This is a genomic window from Halopiger aswanensis (genome assembly GCF_003610195.1).
GTDB classification, from domain to species: domain Archaea; phylum Halobacteriota; class Halobacteria; order Halobacteriales; family Natrialbaceae; genus Halopiger; species Halopiger aswanensis.
The window spans coordinates 17564-33842 of record NZ_RAPO01000007.1; the positions used below are offsets into that span (position 1 = coordinate 17564).

A 16279-nucleotide genomic window follows, 5' to 3' on the forward strand; every position below is an offset into this window, starting at 1 on the left:
ATCCTATCGATATCTATGACAGCGGGCTGTTGGATGGTGCGAAAGTTACTCCGTTTGGGTGCATAATCGTTGGAATATTTTCTACTCAGATTAGGGAAATCCATCTCACGTTCTTCGCGTGCTTATAAACTTACAAATGAAACTAGGAAATTCCCGAGCTGATGACTCAATATTCGGTGCGAAGGCTGGACGAGATCGAATTAACGACTGTAGATTGGTCTCCTGTATAACAAGTAGTTCGAAAACACTAAAAATCGACAAAGCAGCCGCTACCCAATTTGAGAACCCGGTATGAGAAAACCGTTACCCGAACTCACGCAGGAAGTCGCCCAACGCTCTCACGAACGTCTTCGCCGTGATCACTGGCGGTGACCGGATCGGCTCGTCGAGCGCGACCTTGATTAGATAATCCGTCAGCCGCCACAGGTTATAGATCAGCGTCGACAGCGCGAAGTTACACAGGCGAAGTCGGTAGTCCGTCGACGACGTCTTCGGCATGAAATCCTTGATCGACTTGTACTGGTTCTCGATATCCCAGCGTCGACTGTACCCGTTCATGACACTCGAGATTTCCTCGGGCTCAACGCGGTCCTGGTTCGTTACGAACACCGCGTACTTGCCGTCGGCATCATCGCTCGTACTCGGTGCGTACAGGAACTCCGCTTCGTGATGGATCTTGCCGTCGATTCCGAACGGGACGTCATGCTTGACAGCTTCGTCCGCTGTTGGATGCTCCTGAATATTCTGGATTGCCGCTAAGTCATCCTCGTACGTCGGCACTGGAGAGAGATACGTAAGCCCGCGCTCGTGAACATCTGCGTACACGCGATTCACGTAGTACCCCCGGTCGAACATCACTATATCCAAGTCGACGAACTGCTCTGCCTGATCAAGCAATCGGCTCACTAAATCGGCTTTCGAGTACGATGGAGAGTTCTCGGGCTCCCACGCAGAGTCCTCTTTGACCGGCTCAATGCCGAGGACGATAGGCGCGTAGTCACCGACCAGCGTGATAGTCGCGTACTTGTACCCGCGTTTGTACTCGCCATCTTTCTTGTATCCGCTCACCATTTCGGGTAGTCTGGCTTCGCGATCCCTGCCTCCTTGTCTTCCCACGGCCAGACGTGGAACTGCTCGTGGGTGATGTCGATCGCTGCAACGGTTTCTCGCGAGTCGAAGGGATCGTCGCTACGGATCGAGTTGATGATGTTCTCCGTGGCAGCATTGAACGCCGTCATTATTGCGTTTCGAATTTGATCGATTTTTCCTGGAACCAATATACATTCTCCCTAGCCACAAGTTAGAAGAATGACCGATATCAATTGGTAATGGAGAATCAAATCCAATTGACAAGATGAATGTGAACTCAAACATAGATTGGAAAACGATTTCTCAGAAGACACGGGGATTAGCACAAGTCAATCGACTACCAGAAACTATTAGCTATAATATTATTTATGCCGTTATCGGTATTAATATTGCAACAAATCAACCAATATCTGATGTCCAGGGATACATAAATAATTTGATGGTACTATTTGTTGCTATGATGATGTCAAAAATGCAAGCTTCAGTTGCGGATGCGTTGCATGATTATCGAGTTGATAAGGAAAATCCAGAGAAATCATATATCGCTAGATCAGTTCAAATATTAGGAGAAAACAATCTTTATTCGCTACTTGCGATCGAACTAACGGTAGGGCTCTCACTTTGGGGATGGCTCGCCTTCGGAACTGATAAACCGATTTTCCTTCTCATGGGTGCTTTGGTTGCTATATTTGGGTTCGTATATTCGTACCCACCCCGGATTAAAGAACTCGGTTTTTTGAATCATATCGTAACAACCGGGGTCGACGTATTTTGTGCTATTCTTCCTGTTTCACTCCTTATAGGGCTTAGATTCAACCAAGAGACCTATTTCTTGCTTGCTGCGATTTTCTTGTATATCTTGGGCTATCATATAGCTCATCAAGCAGCAGATACGTATTTTGATCGGCAAAGCGGTCTCTCGACTTTCACTCAACAAATAGGGGTCGGCCGAAGTATACTCCTGTCTGCGGCGACTACAATCGTAGCTGCGATCTTCACCTGGCTGGGCGGGTATCCAATATCGGCTATAGGACTCGGAATCGGTGGACTGGCGTATGGATTACTTCTCTGGCAGATAGTCGGTAAATCTGAAAAAGAGAAGTCACTAACTGTTTCTCGGTGGTTTAGTATCTCACTTTGGGCTACGTATCTAAATGGAGTGGTAGCAGTCGGCTTACTTCTGTAACTGTTCAATTCCTTCTCTCGAGCTTTATTTTGATTGGTGAGCTAGGTTGCGTTGAGAGGGAAGGAATAACTTCGAGAGATTCTTGAGATGGAACTTTTGGTATGTATTTTTCGAGGATCATTCCAAGCACGATTTTTCCTTCAAGCATTGCTAATCGTTCCCCGATACATCGTCTTGGGCCTGCTGCAAATGGGAAATACATTCCTGGTGATGGTGCTGATAGTGAATCAGATTCCCATCGGTCTGGTTGGAATTCATGTGGAGACTCGTATAGTCGAGGGTCTCGATGAGTCACCCATTGACTCAAACAGAGAAGGGTTCCTTCGGATATCTTGTGACCGCTCAGAATAACATCTTCGGTCGGTTGACGAAATATCGCATATGCAGGCGGGTAAAGGCGAAGGGACTCTTTCAGGATATGATCGAGTAGATTAGACTGTTGGAAAGGCTTCTCAGAGTTCTGGGGCTCATTTTGATCGATTTCGTTGATAGCTTGAGCTCTGATATCTGGATTGGAGCCAAGCAAATAGGTAGTATATGCTAACATGAGCGCGGTAGTCTCATGGCCAGCGAGTAGAAGTGTTACAACCTCGTCTCGAATCTCTGCTTTAGTCCACGATTCTTGATCAAGAAGATCAGCTATGAGTGAGTCATATTCTTCAGGGTGTTCTATGTGGCGTGTAATGATTTCGTCGACGATCTCGTCAAGTTCACCGATAGCACGACGATATGATCGATTCCTCGAGGTAGGAATCCACTCAGGGAGGTAGACGTAGGTCTGGGCGATATATGTGAAGTAGTCGATCACTTCATCAAAAATAGAGGGTAAGTCCCAGTTCTCCGACCGAAGGTCAATGTCGAATAGCGCATTGGTGATAATACGCAGTGTCAGTTCTTTCATTTCGTTTCCGAACATGACTATATCGCCGTCTTCCCATTGGCCCAATTTGTACTCGGTATGTGTTTTTATTTGATTAGCATAGGAGTTCATTTTCTGAGGGTGGAAGGAAGGCTCAAGATCATGGCGATTGGATCGCCACCGATCGCCTTCAGCTAAAACAAGTCCGTTGCCGATCAATGAGGATGTTACTCGTTTATGGAATCCTCCCTTTCGGTACTTCTTATTTTCATCTATCAGGACTGTTTGAATATCATTAGGGTCCATTAGAAGAACAATCTGGTTGCGAGCAACCCGGATTTGAGCAATGTCTCCATATTTTTCGGGGAAAGCACTGAACCACTTTAGGATGTTCTTGCGATAAAATTGGTGTGTATTTCCGATAAGAGGATATCCAGTTGGACCGGGGAGTTGTGACATCACATTGGATCGAGTGAATACTAAAGAATAAATTTGTTTCTCGGAAACTGGTGGTATGGCCACACTCTGATGATAGCATCAGGTTGTGAATTAGACTTCTGTATCGAAGAACAGTGAAGGATTTTACAGATTGTCTATCTTTGAGGAAGATTTGAGGTATTTTTCGTATGTTTCACGAGCCCATTGAACAGCTGCTTCCTTATCGTTTATTATTACGCCTTGAACACCTCCCTGGTTATAGACAGTCATTCCGGCATGTTCTCCTTCAGGAGTTTCCATTATCCACACTGCACAGGGGAGTGATTTTCCAGTACTGTATATGTCGACGTTATCATCTGCAACGAAATTTTCAAAGTTCTCTCCTCGTACCTCGTGAAGCGACTCGAGAACTTTCTCCTCAACGATGATCTCGACTTCTAGATCATTCTCTTGAATTTCCTTTTCTAGCAAATCTGGATACGAAGGGAGGGAAAGAGGAGCTAAGCCTGTTAATTTTGTTGCTGACTTCAGCAGTTCGTTGGCTTCTCTCAAAGCAGTTTCTGGCACCTGTGGGTCAGCAAGATGCTTAGAAGCCCCCTTAATGAAGTCACGGTCGATGGATATATCACCAGATATGCTATTTATTATCTGGTGAATATCTGCTAGGTTGTCAGTGGTGTCCACATAGTTTTCGTATGTTTCAAGAGACAACTTTCCAGTTGAGGTAAGATAGTACTCCCCACCTTGGATCTCAACACATCTCAAGTCCTGTAGGTTTTTGATTGCTCTATCTATCGTAGAACGAGATGCACTCACTTCTTCTGTGAGATCAGATTTCGTTTGTGGGTTATTGAGTAGAGCGCGAAGAATTTCGGTTCGCTTCCTGAGTGTATCCCGTAGTTTTTCTACATCATCCATATTATGTGATTAGGAGGATACCACAGTAATGTTTTTGTCAAAATACTATTTATTATACACTGAAATTAGATTTGAGAATAGTATGGTGTAGATCATGGGGGGATAAATGGAGATGAGTAATCGGCCAGGAGTTGAGTCACCAGACCACTATCTGATTATCTTTTCAAAAGTTGGTAGTACAATAGGGATAGGTCTAATAATTCTACCGAAAAAACCATAAGCGTTCAATGGAATGTCAAAGGTAGATGAGAGAAAAGATAACTGAGGAATTACGGCAACCAGAGTATACGGGAGAGAACCGGTGTGAAGCATGTACGGTGGTGAATGTCGCGATCGCAGGTGTACTTGGAGCAATTATTAGCCGGAAATCGAAATTCATGGGAGTAGTGTCGGTTGGCGTTTCTCTAGTGTTGATTTATCTTCGAGGGTACCTCATTCCCGGAACACCGACTCTGACCAAACGGTATATGCCAGCGTCTGCTCTCCAACTGTTCGGGAAAGAGCCAGAACCGGAAATTCGGAATGGCTTGGCTGCGACTAATACTTCTAGTTCAAACACTAGTGGTACTGACACGACTACAGCACAGATCTCTAATGAGGGGGCTCAAAACGAGTCTGAAGGAGAAAATGAAGGGTCCGTCACCCTATCACCAGAAGAGTATTTCCTCTCAGTAGGGGTTGTCGAAGAATGTGATGAGAGGGATGATCTGTGCATAGAGACGTCCTTCGAATCAGAGTGGGTTGAAGAAATGACCGACCTCAATGACGGCGATCTCTCAGCAGAAGATGCTGCTGCAGCATTAGGTCTGGACTTAGAAAATCATGAGTTCACGATTCGAGAGGATGATCAAGCTCGCCAGCTGAAGCGGGACCAACAGATTATCGGTCAGTGGCCATCGGAAGCTGCCCTGATTGCCGACATCGCTGCTTCTCGAGTACTTGAGTCGTGGGATACGAAATGGAGCGAGTACGAACCTGCTGAAAAGGGAGAACTCCTTAACGGGTTGCGATTATTCCTCGATACCTGCCCGACGAGTGATGGAGAGATCGTCTTCAGCGAGGAAACAGTCGAATCATGCTGTAGTAGCCACGAAGTGATCGCAGCAGTGTGTGAAGATACAAACGAGCGTATTTTCGAACACCAGATGCCGTGATCTCTCCTGTTCCTAGGCCCTCTTAACGAATTGAGGAACAGACGTTTTGGAATTTTTCTGCTGATATATTGGTGGGAGAAACTGGAACACTCTCAAAGCGTATATCTGTCAGTTTAGTTTAGAAATCCTTATGTGGTGTGTGGTTGAGCATACAATATGGAAGGTAAACCAGACATGGTGGTAGAAATACCAGACACAATGGTAGCAGAACCAGACATTGGTTGGAGTAGTAATGGAGAGACAACTAATCACGGAGGGTTCAACGCATGAGCCAAGCAAATTCAAGTCTGGCGCAGCAGAAAAGAGCAGGTTATCTCCTCCTAGGAGGCGCACTGGTAACGCTTGTTGGGGGTATAGCGGTGTTTTTCTACTATGATGCACCTCCGATGAGTTATGCAGGTATTCTCGTGCCTGTAGTGATCCTATCGGCGTTCGGATTTAGATCGATAACAGCTACTCGCAACGAGAAGGCATTAGGTGATGAGAGGACTCGGGATCTGATTGGAAGAGTCAGCATTAACGCATTTTGGTGGCTAATGGCGATCATCCTGATCAATGGTTTCTGGAATGTAGTCCCCAGGGAAAGCGCAGAGTTCCTGTATCTGGGTAGTGGATTAGGCATATTCGCCATTTACTATGTGTACTACCGCTATGTCCGATAAAACGATAGATAATGAATTGAAGGTCTATCGAGCTAAGCGCGATATCACGCAGGAGGAACTCGCAAAAGAGATCGGCGTTACACGGCAAACGATAAACGCTATCGAGAGAAACCGATACAACCCCTCTCTGGAAATAGCATTCGAGCTAGCAGAATATTTCGACTGCTCAGTAGAGGATATTTTCACCTACGAATAGCAGCTCTACTTTTCTTGTTCTTGAGGAGAAGTTGAGCATTCTAGTCGAGAGTGTAGCAACACCCCCAGCAGTTGAATGGATAGATCAGAGTCAGGGTTTTTGCTCAATTGCTACTAGATAGGCCAAAAACTGAATAATAGTCCAAGGAATAGTAATAGAGTATAAATTCTTCGGGAGAAGAAATAAATATATCGGTGATATTCAACCTAATTGCAATGCGAGAAAATACTGATTCCGAAGACGACTCGAATAAAGTCAACAGACGGAATGTTCTTCGGACGCTCGGTGCAGGTGGTGTCGCAACGGTCGCTGGTATTGGACAAGTCTCAGCGTTGTCTGGAGAAGATGATGTGCTGGAGAAGGACATGGTGAAGGCCCTCCTAGCTGAGCTCAACGATCCCGAAGTCAGCGAGGTCACCATCGATGGGCAGGACCTCACAGAAGAGGTCTCGATGGAGAGAGCTGAAATCGAGACGAAGTTCGGGACCATCGTGTACGCGGAAATCGACGAGCCCGATGCTGGACCTGAAGCCTACTTCGAAGTCGACAAACTCACTGGAGAACTGGAGGAGGAGGTCCCGGAAAAATACCGTGGACTTCCGGGTAATACTGATCTCTTCCTCGTCTACGAAGACGGGGACGTCGTGGCACGACGAACTGCGACAAACCCCGAACGGAAGCGGATCGCGGAGGCTGTCGGATTCACGGATGAAGAAGAGGAAGAGATGCCTATTATCTACGACGCGGAGACTGGTGTCTTCGAGACCGGCAAGCTAGAGGAAAACGAAGAGGAAGACGACGAGACAGGCAAACAGTACCGAATCGAACTCGAAGAAGCGTTCGAAGTGAACGAGCACCAGGAAACGCACAAGGCCCTCCGAGAAGAGAAATACACGATCGAAGTCCTCGAACTCGAGGATGAATCAGACGATGGGGGATTCTCGATCATGCAGTCGGGCTGGCAGGGCAGCGACTGTTGGGGTCTGAACTTCGGTGCGCCCTGTTCCCAGTGCGTTTTCGGTAGTGGTGTCTGTGGTGGCTGTGCAGCTGTCTGTGGTGCCACTGGAGGGCTCGGCTGTATTCCATGTATCGCTGGCTGTGCTGGAACTGGGGGCTCCTGCGGCTGCTGTCTCAGCTGTAACAGCAACACCCACAATCCAGTGTGTTACTAACGGTCGCCCTAGATCACTCCCGGTAGGCTCCCGGCCCTTGCATTACAACCCCCTTCCGGCCTACCGATATCCATTCTTAACAGTAGTTCTGTATTTAGCTGCTATATTTTAGGCATCCGGTGTACGACCTCAATGTCGTGAAATAAAGTCCACAAATTCGAAAACTACTGCTAAAGACCTGATTAGCTCGACATCGGCGATAAGTGTTATTTAGTTGGCGGTTTGTAGAAATCCAAACGCGGAATCTGTGCCATCTGAATCGTAAGCATTTTGTATAGCGTTTAACACTATATACAATGCGTAGCACACCACCCTCGCAAGTGAAGTCGTGGACTAAATTTTCATCTCGAGTTCGTGAGTGAGTCCAATAGGGTTTGGAACCAGGATTATCCTCTCGAGAGCGATATACGCCGGTGCGGCGCCTAGAGGGCAGCGCCGCAGTGGACAAAGCCGGAACGACGCGCTACCCCCACTAATTCGGGCATTCCCTCGAGGTCTACTCCCTCCTCGAGGGAGCTTTTCGTACACTGACGTAGTTTACGTGGTTGAGTGCGGATTTGACGAAATCTGTCTTAACCAACATGGGATCTGTATCCAGTCGCAAGTTGGTTAAGGCCGAGAGCGGCGCTGGATCCCGCTTAACTAATCAGAGTAATCAATCGTAATGAGAGTCACTTTGCATTACCCCCGTAATCTCAAGTATTCCTCTTTCCCCATCTATACGTTTAAACCCGAAACCTCGGGTAGCCGCAGTGATGCTCTGGGCGATCAGCGTCGCTGCAACGATCTCCTCGTACGACGAACCCGAGAATCTACAGCAGTGGCTCGAGGAGTTCAACGAGGCTTACGCCGAGGTCAGTGAGATCATTCCCGTACCTCACTTTCGAACGCTGCGGCCAGTTCCTCACGCATGAATTCCCGTCGGCGTTTCCGTGCTTCCTCCTCACCAAGATAGTTTTCGACGACGACGTTCGGATCCGAACTGCCCTGTTCGGCAGCAACCGCCTCGATTTGGCTCGAGAGTCGTTTCACAGCGTCACCGTAGGTTCGGTACCAGAACCGCCGTCCGTACTGTGGCGTCGGCGTCTGCTCGCGGATCTCGAGGCCAGCGTCCTTCGCCAACCTCTTGAACCGTTTGGTGATCGTATCCGGGCTTCGGTGGCCGCTTTCAGCGGCAGAACTCGGGAACAGGTAGCCGTCCCAGTCGTCGCGATTGGAGAGCTGTGTCCAGCGATCTGCCAGAGTCTCGAGGCCGTAGAGGATCGACACGCGACCGGGACCGTTCTTTCGTTTCTCGTCGAAAACGATGTGCGGATCCTCTGCCTCGAAATCGAATCCGTCGTCGTCAGTCGGCGCGAACTGGTCACGTGAGAGTCGTGCGACCTCCCTGCGGCGTAGGCCCCACGCACACGTCGCGACGACGAGCAGGCGATCAGCAACCGAGTCACATGCATCAACGAGCACCCGGACGTCGTCGGCCTTGAGGGCTGGCGGGTCGCGATCGTCGGCGCCAGGCGTCGATCCCTTCCAGTTGGTTTCGTGGGGCGCCCCGGCGGCCGGGTTGAACTCCGCGTCCCGATCCATCACCAGCCGTTCGTAGAACTTCTGAACCTCGAGCAAGTGTTTGTACCGCGACTCGTGACTCTCGAGGTCGGGGTCTGGGTTCGTTTCATCCCACTCGTCGAAGACGTCCCGCACGCGTTGGCGTTCGATCCGTGGCTGGACGTCGGCGCTGTCCTCGCGAATGCGCGTGACGATATCTGCGCGGCCGTGCAGGTCGGCGTATGTGCGGACAAAGCGAGCGAGTCGCGAACGTTTTGAGTCGATCGTTGTATCAGCGAGTCCCTCCCGGCGGAGATTCTTCTCAAGATACCACTCGAGCTCACGAATAGTGGTCTCATCTTCGATACCCCAGGAGTAATCCTCGTCACGACCAGGGTCCGGGTAGCCAACCGTCGCAAGAAACTGCGCGAGCGTGAGGTCGTGATGTTCGCGCAAGGCGTAGGCGATCCCGGAGTAGCCCGCCTCGGTGATCTCCTCGTAGGTCGGCCGCGTCTCGAGGTCCAGGCCGTCCCGTGCGAGGTCCGGCTCGACCTCAGTGTTCCAGAAATGTTGCAGTTCCTCGAAGGACATGCGGGACCAGTTGATCTGTTCCTGCTGGCTCATCGCGTCCTCACTTGCCTGAGAAGGCCGTTTGCTCCGGGTTGGGGTAATTCTAAGACCGGCATTTTCGTACTGCTCGCTATTTGTGATACTCACATAAGACTACTGCTTATCGGGTTGTCCTATACAGACAACCGAGATAAGTAACAAAGCCGCAGAGACGGGGCCGGAATTGGATGAATCATATATGGCTATATAGAATTCGAGTCTCTCGTCAGAAACAAGAACCTTCGGACATCACCTACGTGCTTAATAACCTCTGTGCCAGTGAGCGAGCATATCGTGTTCGAATAGCAATCGTCCTGACGACCCCCTCGATGTAGACAGCAGGGTCGTCAAAGAAGTCGTAGATCAACGTGATACCTCCATGATCGGGTTGGATATACATCGATTCTAAGCAATATATTCCGATATCGGTATACTTTCGTACTCATTCAGTAATATGGAATGTATATGTTCGAGACCGTACTCCACACTGGCGCTGAGCATCCAGATCTCTGGTGGACGCTTCTTCCAAGCCTGTTCTCGTTTGTAGTCGGACTTGGACTGGGTTCATATTCTGACTGCTTACGTAACTGGGTCAATGCACAAACGGAACCAACCACGGAATAATCACAAATAGTACTCTTACAGCGGATCCTCTCAGCAGAAGGGAATTTCGGCACGTTTTTGCCTGAGAGTGATAAGCAATACCAATATGGTATCAATCGAGGAAGTGATAACCAGTATTACTGCTGATCTCGCTGAATTCGACGGTGTCCTCGTCGCGTTCTCTGGAGGCGTTGACTCGAGCGTCGTAGCGGCCCTCGCCAATGAGGCGTTGGGAGACAATGCGATCGCTTGTACAGCAAAAAGCGAGACGCTCCCAGAGGCTGAACTCGAAGAGACGAGGCAGATTGCCGCCGAAATTGGAATCCGCCACAAGGTTGTCGAATTCTCGGAACTCGACAGTGATGCGTTTCGTCGCAATGACGAAGAGCGGTGCTACCATTGTCGGACGATGCGCCTCTCGGCGATGTACGATGTGGCGCGAGAGCAAGGGATTGAGATCGTTTGTGACGGGACAAATGCGTCTGATCCTGGGGAGGGACATCGTCCGGGACACCGGGCCGTTGAGGAGTTAAATGCGTACTCGCCACTGTTAGAGCATGAGGTTACGAAAGCGGAGGTTCGAGAGATCGCTCATGAGTTTGATCTCTCAGTTGCGGACAAGCCATCGATGGCATGTCTTTCCTCACGAATCCCCACTGGACTGGAGGTCACGGAAGAACGGCTGACTCGTATCGAAAAGGCCGAACAGATCCTCCGGACTTGGGGATTCGAACAGTTTCGTGTACGCGACCACGACGGGCTTGCTCGTATCGAAGTGGCATCTGACGAACTGGAAGCGGCGCTCAATCCTGACTTCGTTAGGACAGCCCGAGAGCATATCGCTGATCTGGGATTCGACCATGTAACGCTGGATCTCCACGGCTATCAGACTGGCAGCGTGAGCCCAGAGACCAACAACGCTAGAACCGACACATCATCCGCAGAAAACAGCGATGATCCAGTCGTCGAAGACGTGTTTGCTGTCGAGGATTCGACCGGCGCTAACAGATCACAGTAACCTACCCACGTGCGGCTTGGGCTGCCTGTGCGCCAGCAACGAACCCAGCATCGATATTAACGACGCTGAGGACAGTACAAGATTGGAGCATCCCCAGTAGAGCAGCTTTGCCATCTGCGCCCGCCCCATAGCCAATCGAGACGGGGAGACCGATGACCGGGGCGTCAACCATCCCGGCGACGACTGTCGGCAACGCGCCCTCCCGTCCGGCAGCAACAATGATACAGTCGGCGTCATCGAATTGGTGTCGCTCTGCGAACATTCGGTGGATTCCAGCAACGCCGACATCGTAGATGGTCTCGACCTCGCAGCCCATCTCACGGGCGGTGACGGCTGCCTCTTCTGCGACTGGGATATCTGATGTCCCACCCGTAAGGACAGCGACTGTCCCATCAGTCACTGGCGGTTCATACTCCGAGGTTCGCAGGACCATGATTTGGGCCTGCTCAATCCATTCGACTTCGGCTGCCGACGACTGAACATCCTCGAGCGCTGTCTTGGTCTCTTCGTCGATCCGAGTTATGATCACTCGATCTTCCTTCTCTATGGCTTGCTCCGCGATCGAGGCCACATCCGCCGGCCGTTTTCCTTCTGCGAGGACAACCTCCGGAACGCCGTTGCGGTCCTCTCGACGCGTATCGAAACGGGCGAAGTCATCAACGCGTGTAAATCCTTCAATACGCTCACGCGCCTCCGCGACACTTAACTCGCCCTCCGAGACGTCTTCGAGGATTGGTTCGAGGTCCATGTCTTCTACTCTTGGGGCGACGGCGCTGCGAACTGGCCGTTGTCGAATTCGATTGGCTCCGGTTCGCTAACGACGCGCAAGTCGTCTCTCTCTCGGGCTTCTTCGACCAGTGCCTCGGACGCGTAGAATCGACCCAGATGCATTGTGTCGCGTGCACGGATTACTCGCAGATCCTCGGTGTCGATCACACCGATTGTCGACAGGGCAGCAACTAGCCCTGCTCGGTCAGTCTTGACTGCCGGTGGAAGACGAACTCCACGGATCGTACTGGCAGTGATCGCATTGATCAGCGTATCCGGTGCGTTCACTTCAGTTACGATATCTTCGTGGACAAAGTCCGCTGATCCCATTCCCATGGCGTTGCCATGGGTCGTTTCGGTCAGCCCGCGGACGTAGATCCGTTTAATATCGGGAAGGTCGGGTTCGGGCTCGTTGATTGCGAACGGGCGCCGGCCGATGACGTTGGTGTCCATGCCCTGCCCGCTAATGTCTTTGCCCTGTTCGTCGAGGACGAGTACATCGACTTCGTCAAACGGGATCTTAGGCATGATTTCATAAGCGGTTTCGAGCAGTTCGGCCTCGCGGTCGAGGAAGCCATCAGGGCGGATTCCCTCAATATGGCCTGTATCATCGTGTTGATCCTCGACGACGGCGACGCCGCCAATGATTGGCAGCGACTCCAGCAGCTGCGAAGTGATCTCGGGGATCATGTTGCGGAAACTCCAGTTGACAGCCCATTCATGAGCAATCTTGGCTCCGCGTTGTTTCCCCATTCCAATCACCATCATTTTCGAGAGCCCACTCTCAACAGTCCCGTCGAAGTCAGTGTGGGGCTTGATCCGATTGACAGGCAGGATGGCATCAGCGCCTGCAGCATTCGCGTCGGCAACTACTGGAACACCGCGGTCAGGGGTCTCACCAACCTGAACGACCTCCATGCTGGAGCGGATCTCACACCCGACTTTTGCTTCGGTTACGCCCAGTGACTCGAGCATTTCTCGTTGCCCCTCCGCGGTTGCGCCACCGTGGCTTCCCATCGCAGGGAAGATAAACGGTTCATAGTCGAGATCCTCGAGACGTTCGATCACACCACGGACGAGCAACGGGAGGTTCGCGATTCCCCGGCTCCCGACACCGACAGCAACCTCACCGCCCTCGGGGATGTCCTCGAGGGCAAGATTCTCTACTGCATTACCAGCACGCTCAGGAATCTGTTCGGCTGGGATCGGATCTGTATCCCACACCTGTTCGATGACTCCAAACTTCGGAAGCTCGGTCTCACCGCACGCTTCGAGTACTGTCTCCTCTGGGACGGCTAATTCGGAACGCGAACCCATACTAAGCGAATGAAAGAGCACTCTTTAGTAAAAGAATATGGATATCAGACGTAATTGTTGCTATCCAGGGTACTATGATTATAGACGAGATGATTACTGTCAGCCATGATAGAAAACCGTCAGCAGATCAGTGGCAGCAATGCACAAGAGTTGGCGCTGGACTGTGTCACGGCCGGTATTGAGGCGGCGAATCCGGAAACCGTCATTCCAGAGCAAATCGGACTGAATGGCAATGACCTAACGGTAGCCGGTACGACATACGATCTCGGAGATTACGAACGCATACTGATCGTTGGTGGAGGCAACGCGGCTGCCACCGTCGCACAGGCCCTTGAGGACGTACTTGGCAACAGGCTTGCAGACGGTGCCATTGTGACGGATAATCCGGTTGAGACGGCGTCAGTCTCTGTGCTCCCAGGCGACCATCCCGTCCCGAGTGAACGCGGTGTGGAAAGCACTCGCGAGTTACTGTCGGTTGCCGATGAGGCGACTGAAGACGATCTTGTACTCGCCGTGATTACGGGCGGTGGGAGCGCACTTCTTCCCGCTCCCGCAGCGGACATCTCTCTTGCAGACCTCCAGAAGACTACGGAGGCGTTGCTCGCCTCAGGTGCGACTATCCATGAGATCAATGCGGTGCGTAAACATCTCTCCGACGTCAAGGGCGGGCAACTTGCTGCGACGTTGGCACCCGCGACAGTTGTTGGAGTGATCCTCAGCGATGTCGTTGGGAACAATCTGGATGTGATTGCGAGTGGGCCGATTACGCCGGATCAGTCGACGTTCGGGGATGCATTGGACGTTATGGAACGGTACGACGTTGATCTTCCTACTACTGTTGTCGACCGACTTCGCCGCGGTGCCAACGGAGAGATTGAGGAGACACCAGATGCAGGAGATCAGACATTCAGGGATGTCGATCCCCATATCATCGCAGATGGAAACACTGCGCTACGCAGCGCAGCGGCCGTCGCCAGTGATCAAGGATACGAACCGCTGATTCTCAGTTCTCGTGTTCGTGGCGAGGCCACGGAGGCAGCCAAGACGATGGCTGCAATTGCGGAAGAATGTATAGCGACCGGAGAGCCAGTCGAACCGCCGGCTGTGCTACTCTCTGGTGGGGAAACGACAGTAACAATCACTGGCGACGGAACCGGCGGCCCGAACCAGGAGTTTGCGCTGAGTGCCGCGCTTGAACGCTCGGAGCCGGGCATCACTGTAGCGAGTGTGGATACTGACGGTATTGATGGAAAATCCGACGCCGCCGGCGGCATCGTTGGAGCCGACACTGATCTACCACAGGCCGAAGCACAGGAGGCGCTCGCAAACAACGACGCCGGTGGATTTCTCGAGCGTCACGATGGCGTGATCCTAACAGGAGCGACGAATACGAACGTCAACGATTTGCGGGTATTAGTCGTTGAGGACGAGTAGCGGACGACAGCTTTTCGTTCGCTGCATCAGTAGCGAACTTCGAGTCACCAGTTGACTATACTTCTGTAAAAAGGAGCGTCTGTTCTCGCCGAAATACGCTGCTATTCGTCGCCGCCTACCGAGGCTGTGTCTGCCCCAACAGGCTCAGGCTCATCTACAGGGCTCGATTCTTCGTCTGGTTCTTCCCCGTTTACCTTCCGATATACAAAGCTCGCCAATGCAGGCGCTAAGAGCGCAGTCACAATTGTCGACGCTGCAACCTGTGGTGTCGCTATGGTTGCCGCCTGCCGCATAGCAGGATCAGCAGCGGCGACAGCTTCGGGCGTCGCAACCGCATTCCCGGCTGTACTCGATGCGGATGCACCCGCTACGCCGGAGCCACCCGAGGCTCGATCAGCGAGAATGTTGAAGATGCCACCGATGAGCACGGTCATGACTCCCAGCAGAATACCCGCCGCACCGGCCGTGATCAGCATCGAGAAGTCGATCCCAGCACCCAGCGGGAACGCGAAGAACGGAATCAGGACCGGGCCAGCACTTGTGAGGAACTCACGCATCTCTGGATCGAGGTTCCCGAGGACCATCCCAATCAGAATCGGGACGACAACCGATACGATATCTAGGAACGGGATTGAGGCGATCCCGGCCGTCCCAAGCGCAACCATAGTCAGGAACGGGCCGTCGTTAATGGAGATAATCGAGATCGCCCCGACGTCGGTCTCGTCGCCCATGTCGCCGACCAGGGCAGCATACAAGCCCCCGTTCGTATTGGTCATTGCTGCGATGATTGCGAGCGATGAGAGTCCAAACAGGCTGTTGCCGAGGAAGTTAGCCACAATCAGCCCGATTCCCATCCCAACAAGGAATTTCGTCCCCGTGATCGCTGCACCCTGCTTGAGGGCTTGAGGTGCTTCATTAACCGTAATTCCGGCCCCCATACAGACAAGGAAAGCAGCAATTAGCGGCAGCGCTCCATCTTTAAGGAGCGCCGTTGTAAATCCGCCGATCTCCAGCGCCTGCGGGAAGAACGTGTTTATCACCGCCCCAAGCACCAGCGGAATCACCATCATTCCGCCGGGGATCGACTCGATAGTCTGTTTGATCTTCATTGTTCACTCTCGGAACTGAAAGTCGCTGTCAGCTGTTTTTCCCACTTTGCAGTCGATGTACTACGGTCTCTCCTACTGCAGGCTGGCTTGGCGAACATTCCAATGATCGTTACAGAACAAAGGTCAAAAAACGTTACGGATGGTTGTGATACGATGACAATACAACACCCCGTACCAGGGATTCCAGTCGTCTATATTAGTCTGA

General features: G+C 51.5%; 13 protein-coding genes and 1 pseudogene. 7 read left to right on the forward strand and 7 right to left on the reverse strand.

All coding sequences use genetic code 11. The features are described from left to right. Positions 1 to 303 precede the first annotated feature (303 nt). Positions 304 to 1259: pseudogene (locus ATJ93_RS21800) on the reverse strand (transposase); the annotation flags it as partial. 95 nt (positions 1260 to 1354) lie between these two features. On the opposite strand from ATJ93_RS21800, the gene ATJ93_RS21805 reads away from it, so the two are divergent. Continuing rightward, the gene (locus ATJ93_RS21805; protein WP_211334120.1) at positions 1355 to 2275 is read left to right on the forward strand and encodes a UbiA family prenyltransferase; all 921 of its coding nucleotides are present in this window, start codon (positions 1355 to 1357) and stop codon (positions 2273 to 2275) included. A 4-nt stretch (positions 2276 to 2279) separates the two neighbouring features. On the opposite strand, the gene ATJ93_RS21810 is transcribed toward ATJ93_RS21805, so the two are convergent. Together ATJ93_RS21810 and ATJ93_RS21815 are read right to left on the reverse strand one after the other, a co-directional pair. Continuing rightward, entirely contained in the window at positions 2280 to 3593 is a 1314-nt protein-coding gene (locus ATJ93_RS21810; protein WP_120246780.1) for a cytochrome P450, read from the reverse strand. 123 nt (positions 3594 to 3716) lie between these two features. Beyond that, entirely contained in the window at positions 3717 to 4490 is a 774-nt protein-coding gene (locus ATJ93_RS21815) for a helix-turn-helix transcriptional regulator (RefSeq protein ID WP_120246781.1), read from the reverse strand. Positions 4491 to 4735: 245 nt separating this feature from the next. Here ATJ93_RS21815 and ATJ93_RS21820 point away from each other — a divergent pair, with 245 nt between their 5' ends. The 4 genes from ATJ93_RS21820 (at position 4736) to ATJ93_RS21830 (ending at position 7674) form a co-directional block, all read left to right on the forward strand. Then, complete coding sequence (locus ATJ93_RS21820) at positions 4736 to 5644, forward strand: hypothetical protein (protein ID WP_120246782.1); 909 nt, start codon at positions 4736 to 4738, stop codon at positions 5642 to 5644. 266 nt (positions 5645 to 5910) lie between these two features. Next, entirely contained in the window at positions 5911 to 6306 is a 396-nt protein-coding gene (locus ATJ93_RS23305; protein ID WP_147376674.1) for a hypothetical protein, read from the forward strand. Then, positions 6296 to 6502 carry a helix-turn-helix transcriptional regulator gene (locus ATJ93_RS21825; protein WP_120246783.1) on the forward strand — a complete coding sequence of 69 codons (207 nt, stop codon included), beginning with the start codon at positions 6296 to 6298 and terminating at the stop codon, positions 6500 to 6502. Before ATJ93_RS23305 ends, ATJ93_RS21825 begins: the two co-directional genes overlap by 11 nt. A 215-nt stretch (positions 6503 to 6717) precedes the next feature. Further along, entirely contained in the window at positions 6718 to 7674 is a 957-nt protein-coding gene (locus ATJ93_RS21830; RefSeq protein WP_147376675.1) for a heterocycloanthracin/sonorensin family bacteriocin, read from the forward strand. Between the two features lie 864 nt (positions 7675 to 8538). Here the strand turns inward: ATJ93_RS21830 and ATJ93_RS21835 are convergent. Beyond that, complete coding sequence (locus ATJ93_RS21835) at positions 8539 to 9840, reverse strand: tyrosine-type recombinase/integrase (RefSeq protein WP_120246785.1); 1302 nt, start codon at positions 9838 to 9840, stop codon at positions 8539 to 8541. Between the two features lie 694 nt (positions 9841 to 10534). Here ATJ93_RS21835 and larE point away from each other — a divergent pair. Beyond that, positions 10535 to 11446 carry an ATP-dependent sacrificial sulfur transferase LarE gene (gene larE / locus ATJ93_RS21840; RefSeq protein ID WP_120246786.1) on the forward strand — a complete coding sequence of 304 codons (912 nt, stop codon included), beginning with the start codon at positions 10535 to 10537 and terminating at the stop codon, positions 11444 to 11446. Position 11447: 1 nt separating this feature from the next. On the opposite strand, the gene larB is transcribed toward larE, so the two are convergent. Further along, a complete protein-coding gene (gene larB / locus ATJ93_RS21845) occupies positions 11448 to 12194 on the reverse strand; it encodes a nickel pincer cofactor biosynthesis protein LarB (protein WP_120246787.1) in 747 nt (248 codons plus the stop codon). 5 nt (positions 12195 to 12199) lie between these two features. Continuing rightward, positions 12200 to 13531, reverse strand: coding sequence for a DUF362 domain-containing protein (locus ATJ93_RS21850; RefSeq protein ID WP_120246788.1), 1332 nt, complete (start codon positions 13529 to 13531; stop codon positions 12200 to 12202). 105 nt (positions 13532 to 13636) lie between these two features. On the opposite strand from ATJ93_RS21850, the gene ATJ93_RS21855 reads away from it, so the two are divergent. Beyond that, a complete protein-coding gene (locus tag ATJ93_RS21855) occupies positions 13637 to 14965 on the forward strand; it encodes a glycerate kinase type-2 family protein (RefSeq protein ID WP_120246789.1) in 1329 nt (442 codons plus the stop codon). Between the two features lie 101 nt (positions 14966 to 15066). On the opposite strand, the gene ATJ93_RS21860 is transcribed toward ATJ93_RS21855, so the two are convergent. Further along, positions 15067 to 16074 carry a 2-keto-3-deoxygluconate permease gene (locus ATJ93_RS21860; RefSeq protein WP_120246790.1) on the reverse strand — a complete coding sequence of 336 codons (1008 nt, stop codon included), beginning with the start codon at positions 16072 to 16074 and terminating at the stop codon, positions 15067 to 15069. Between the last annotated feature and the right edge of the window lie 205 nt (positions 16075 to 16279).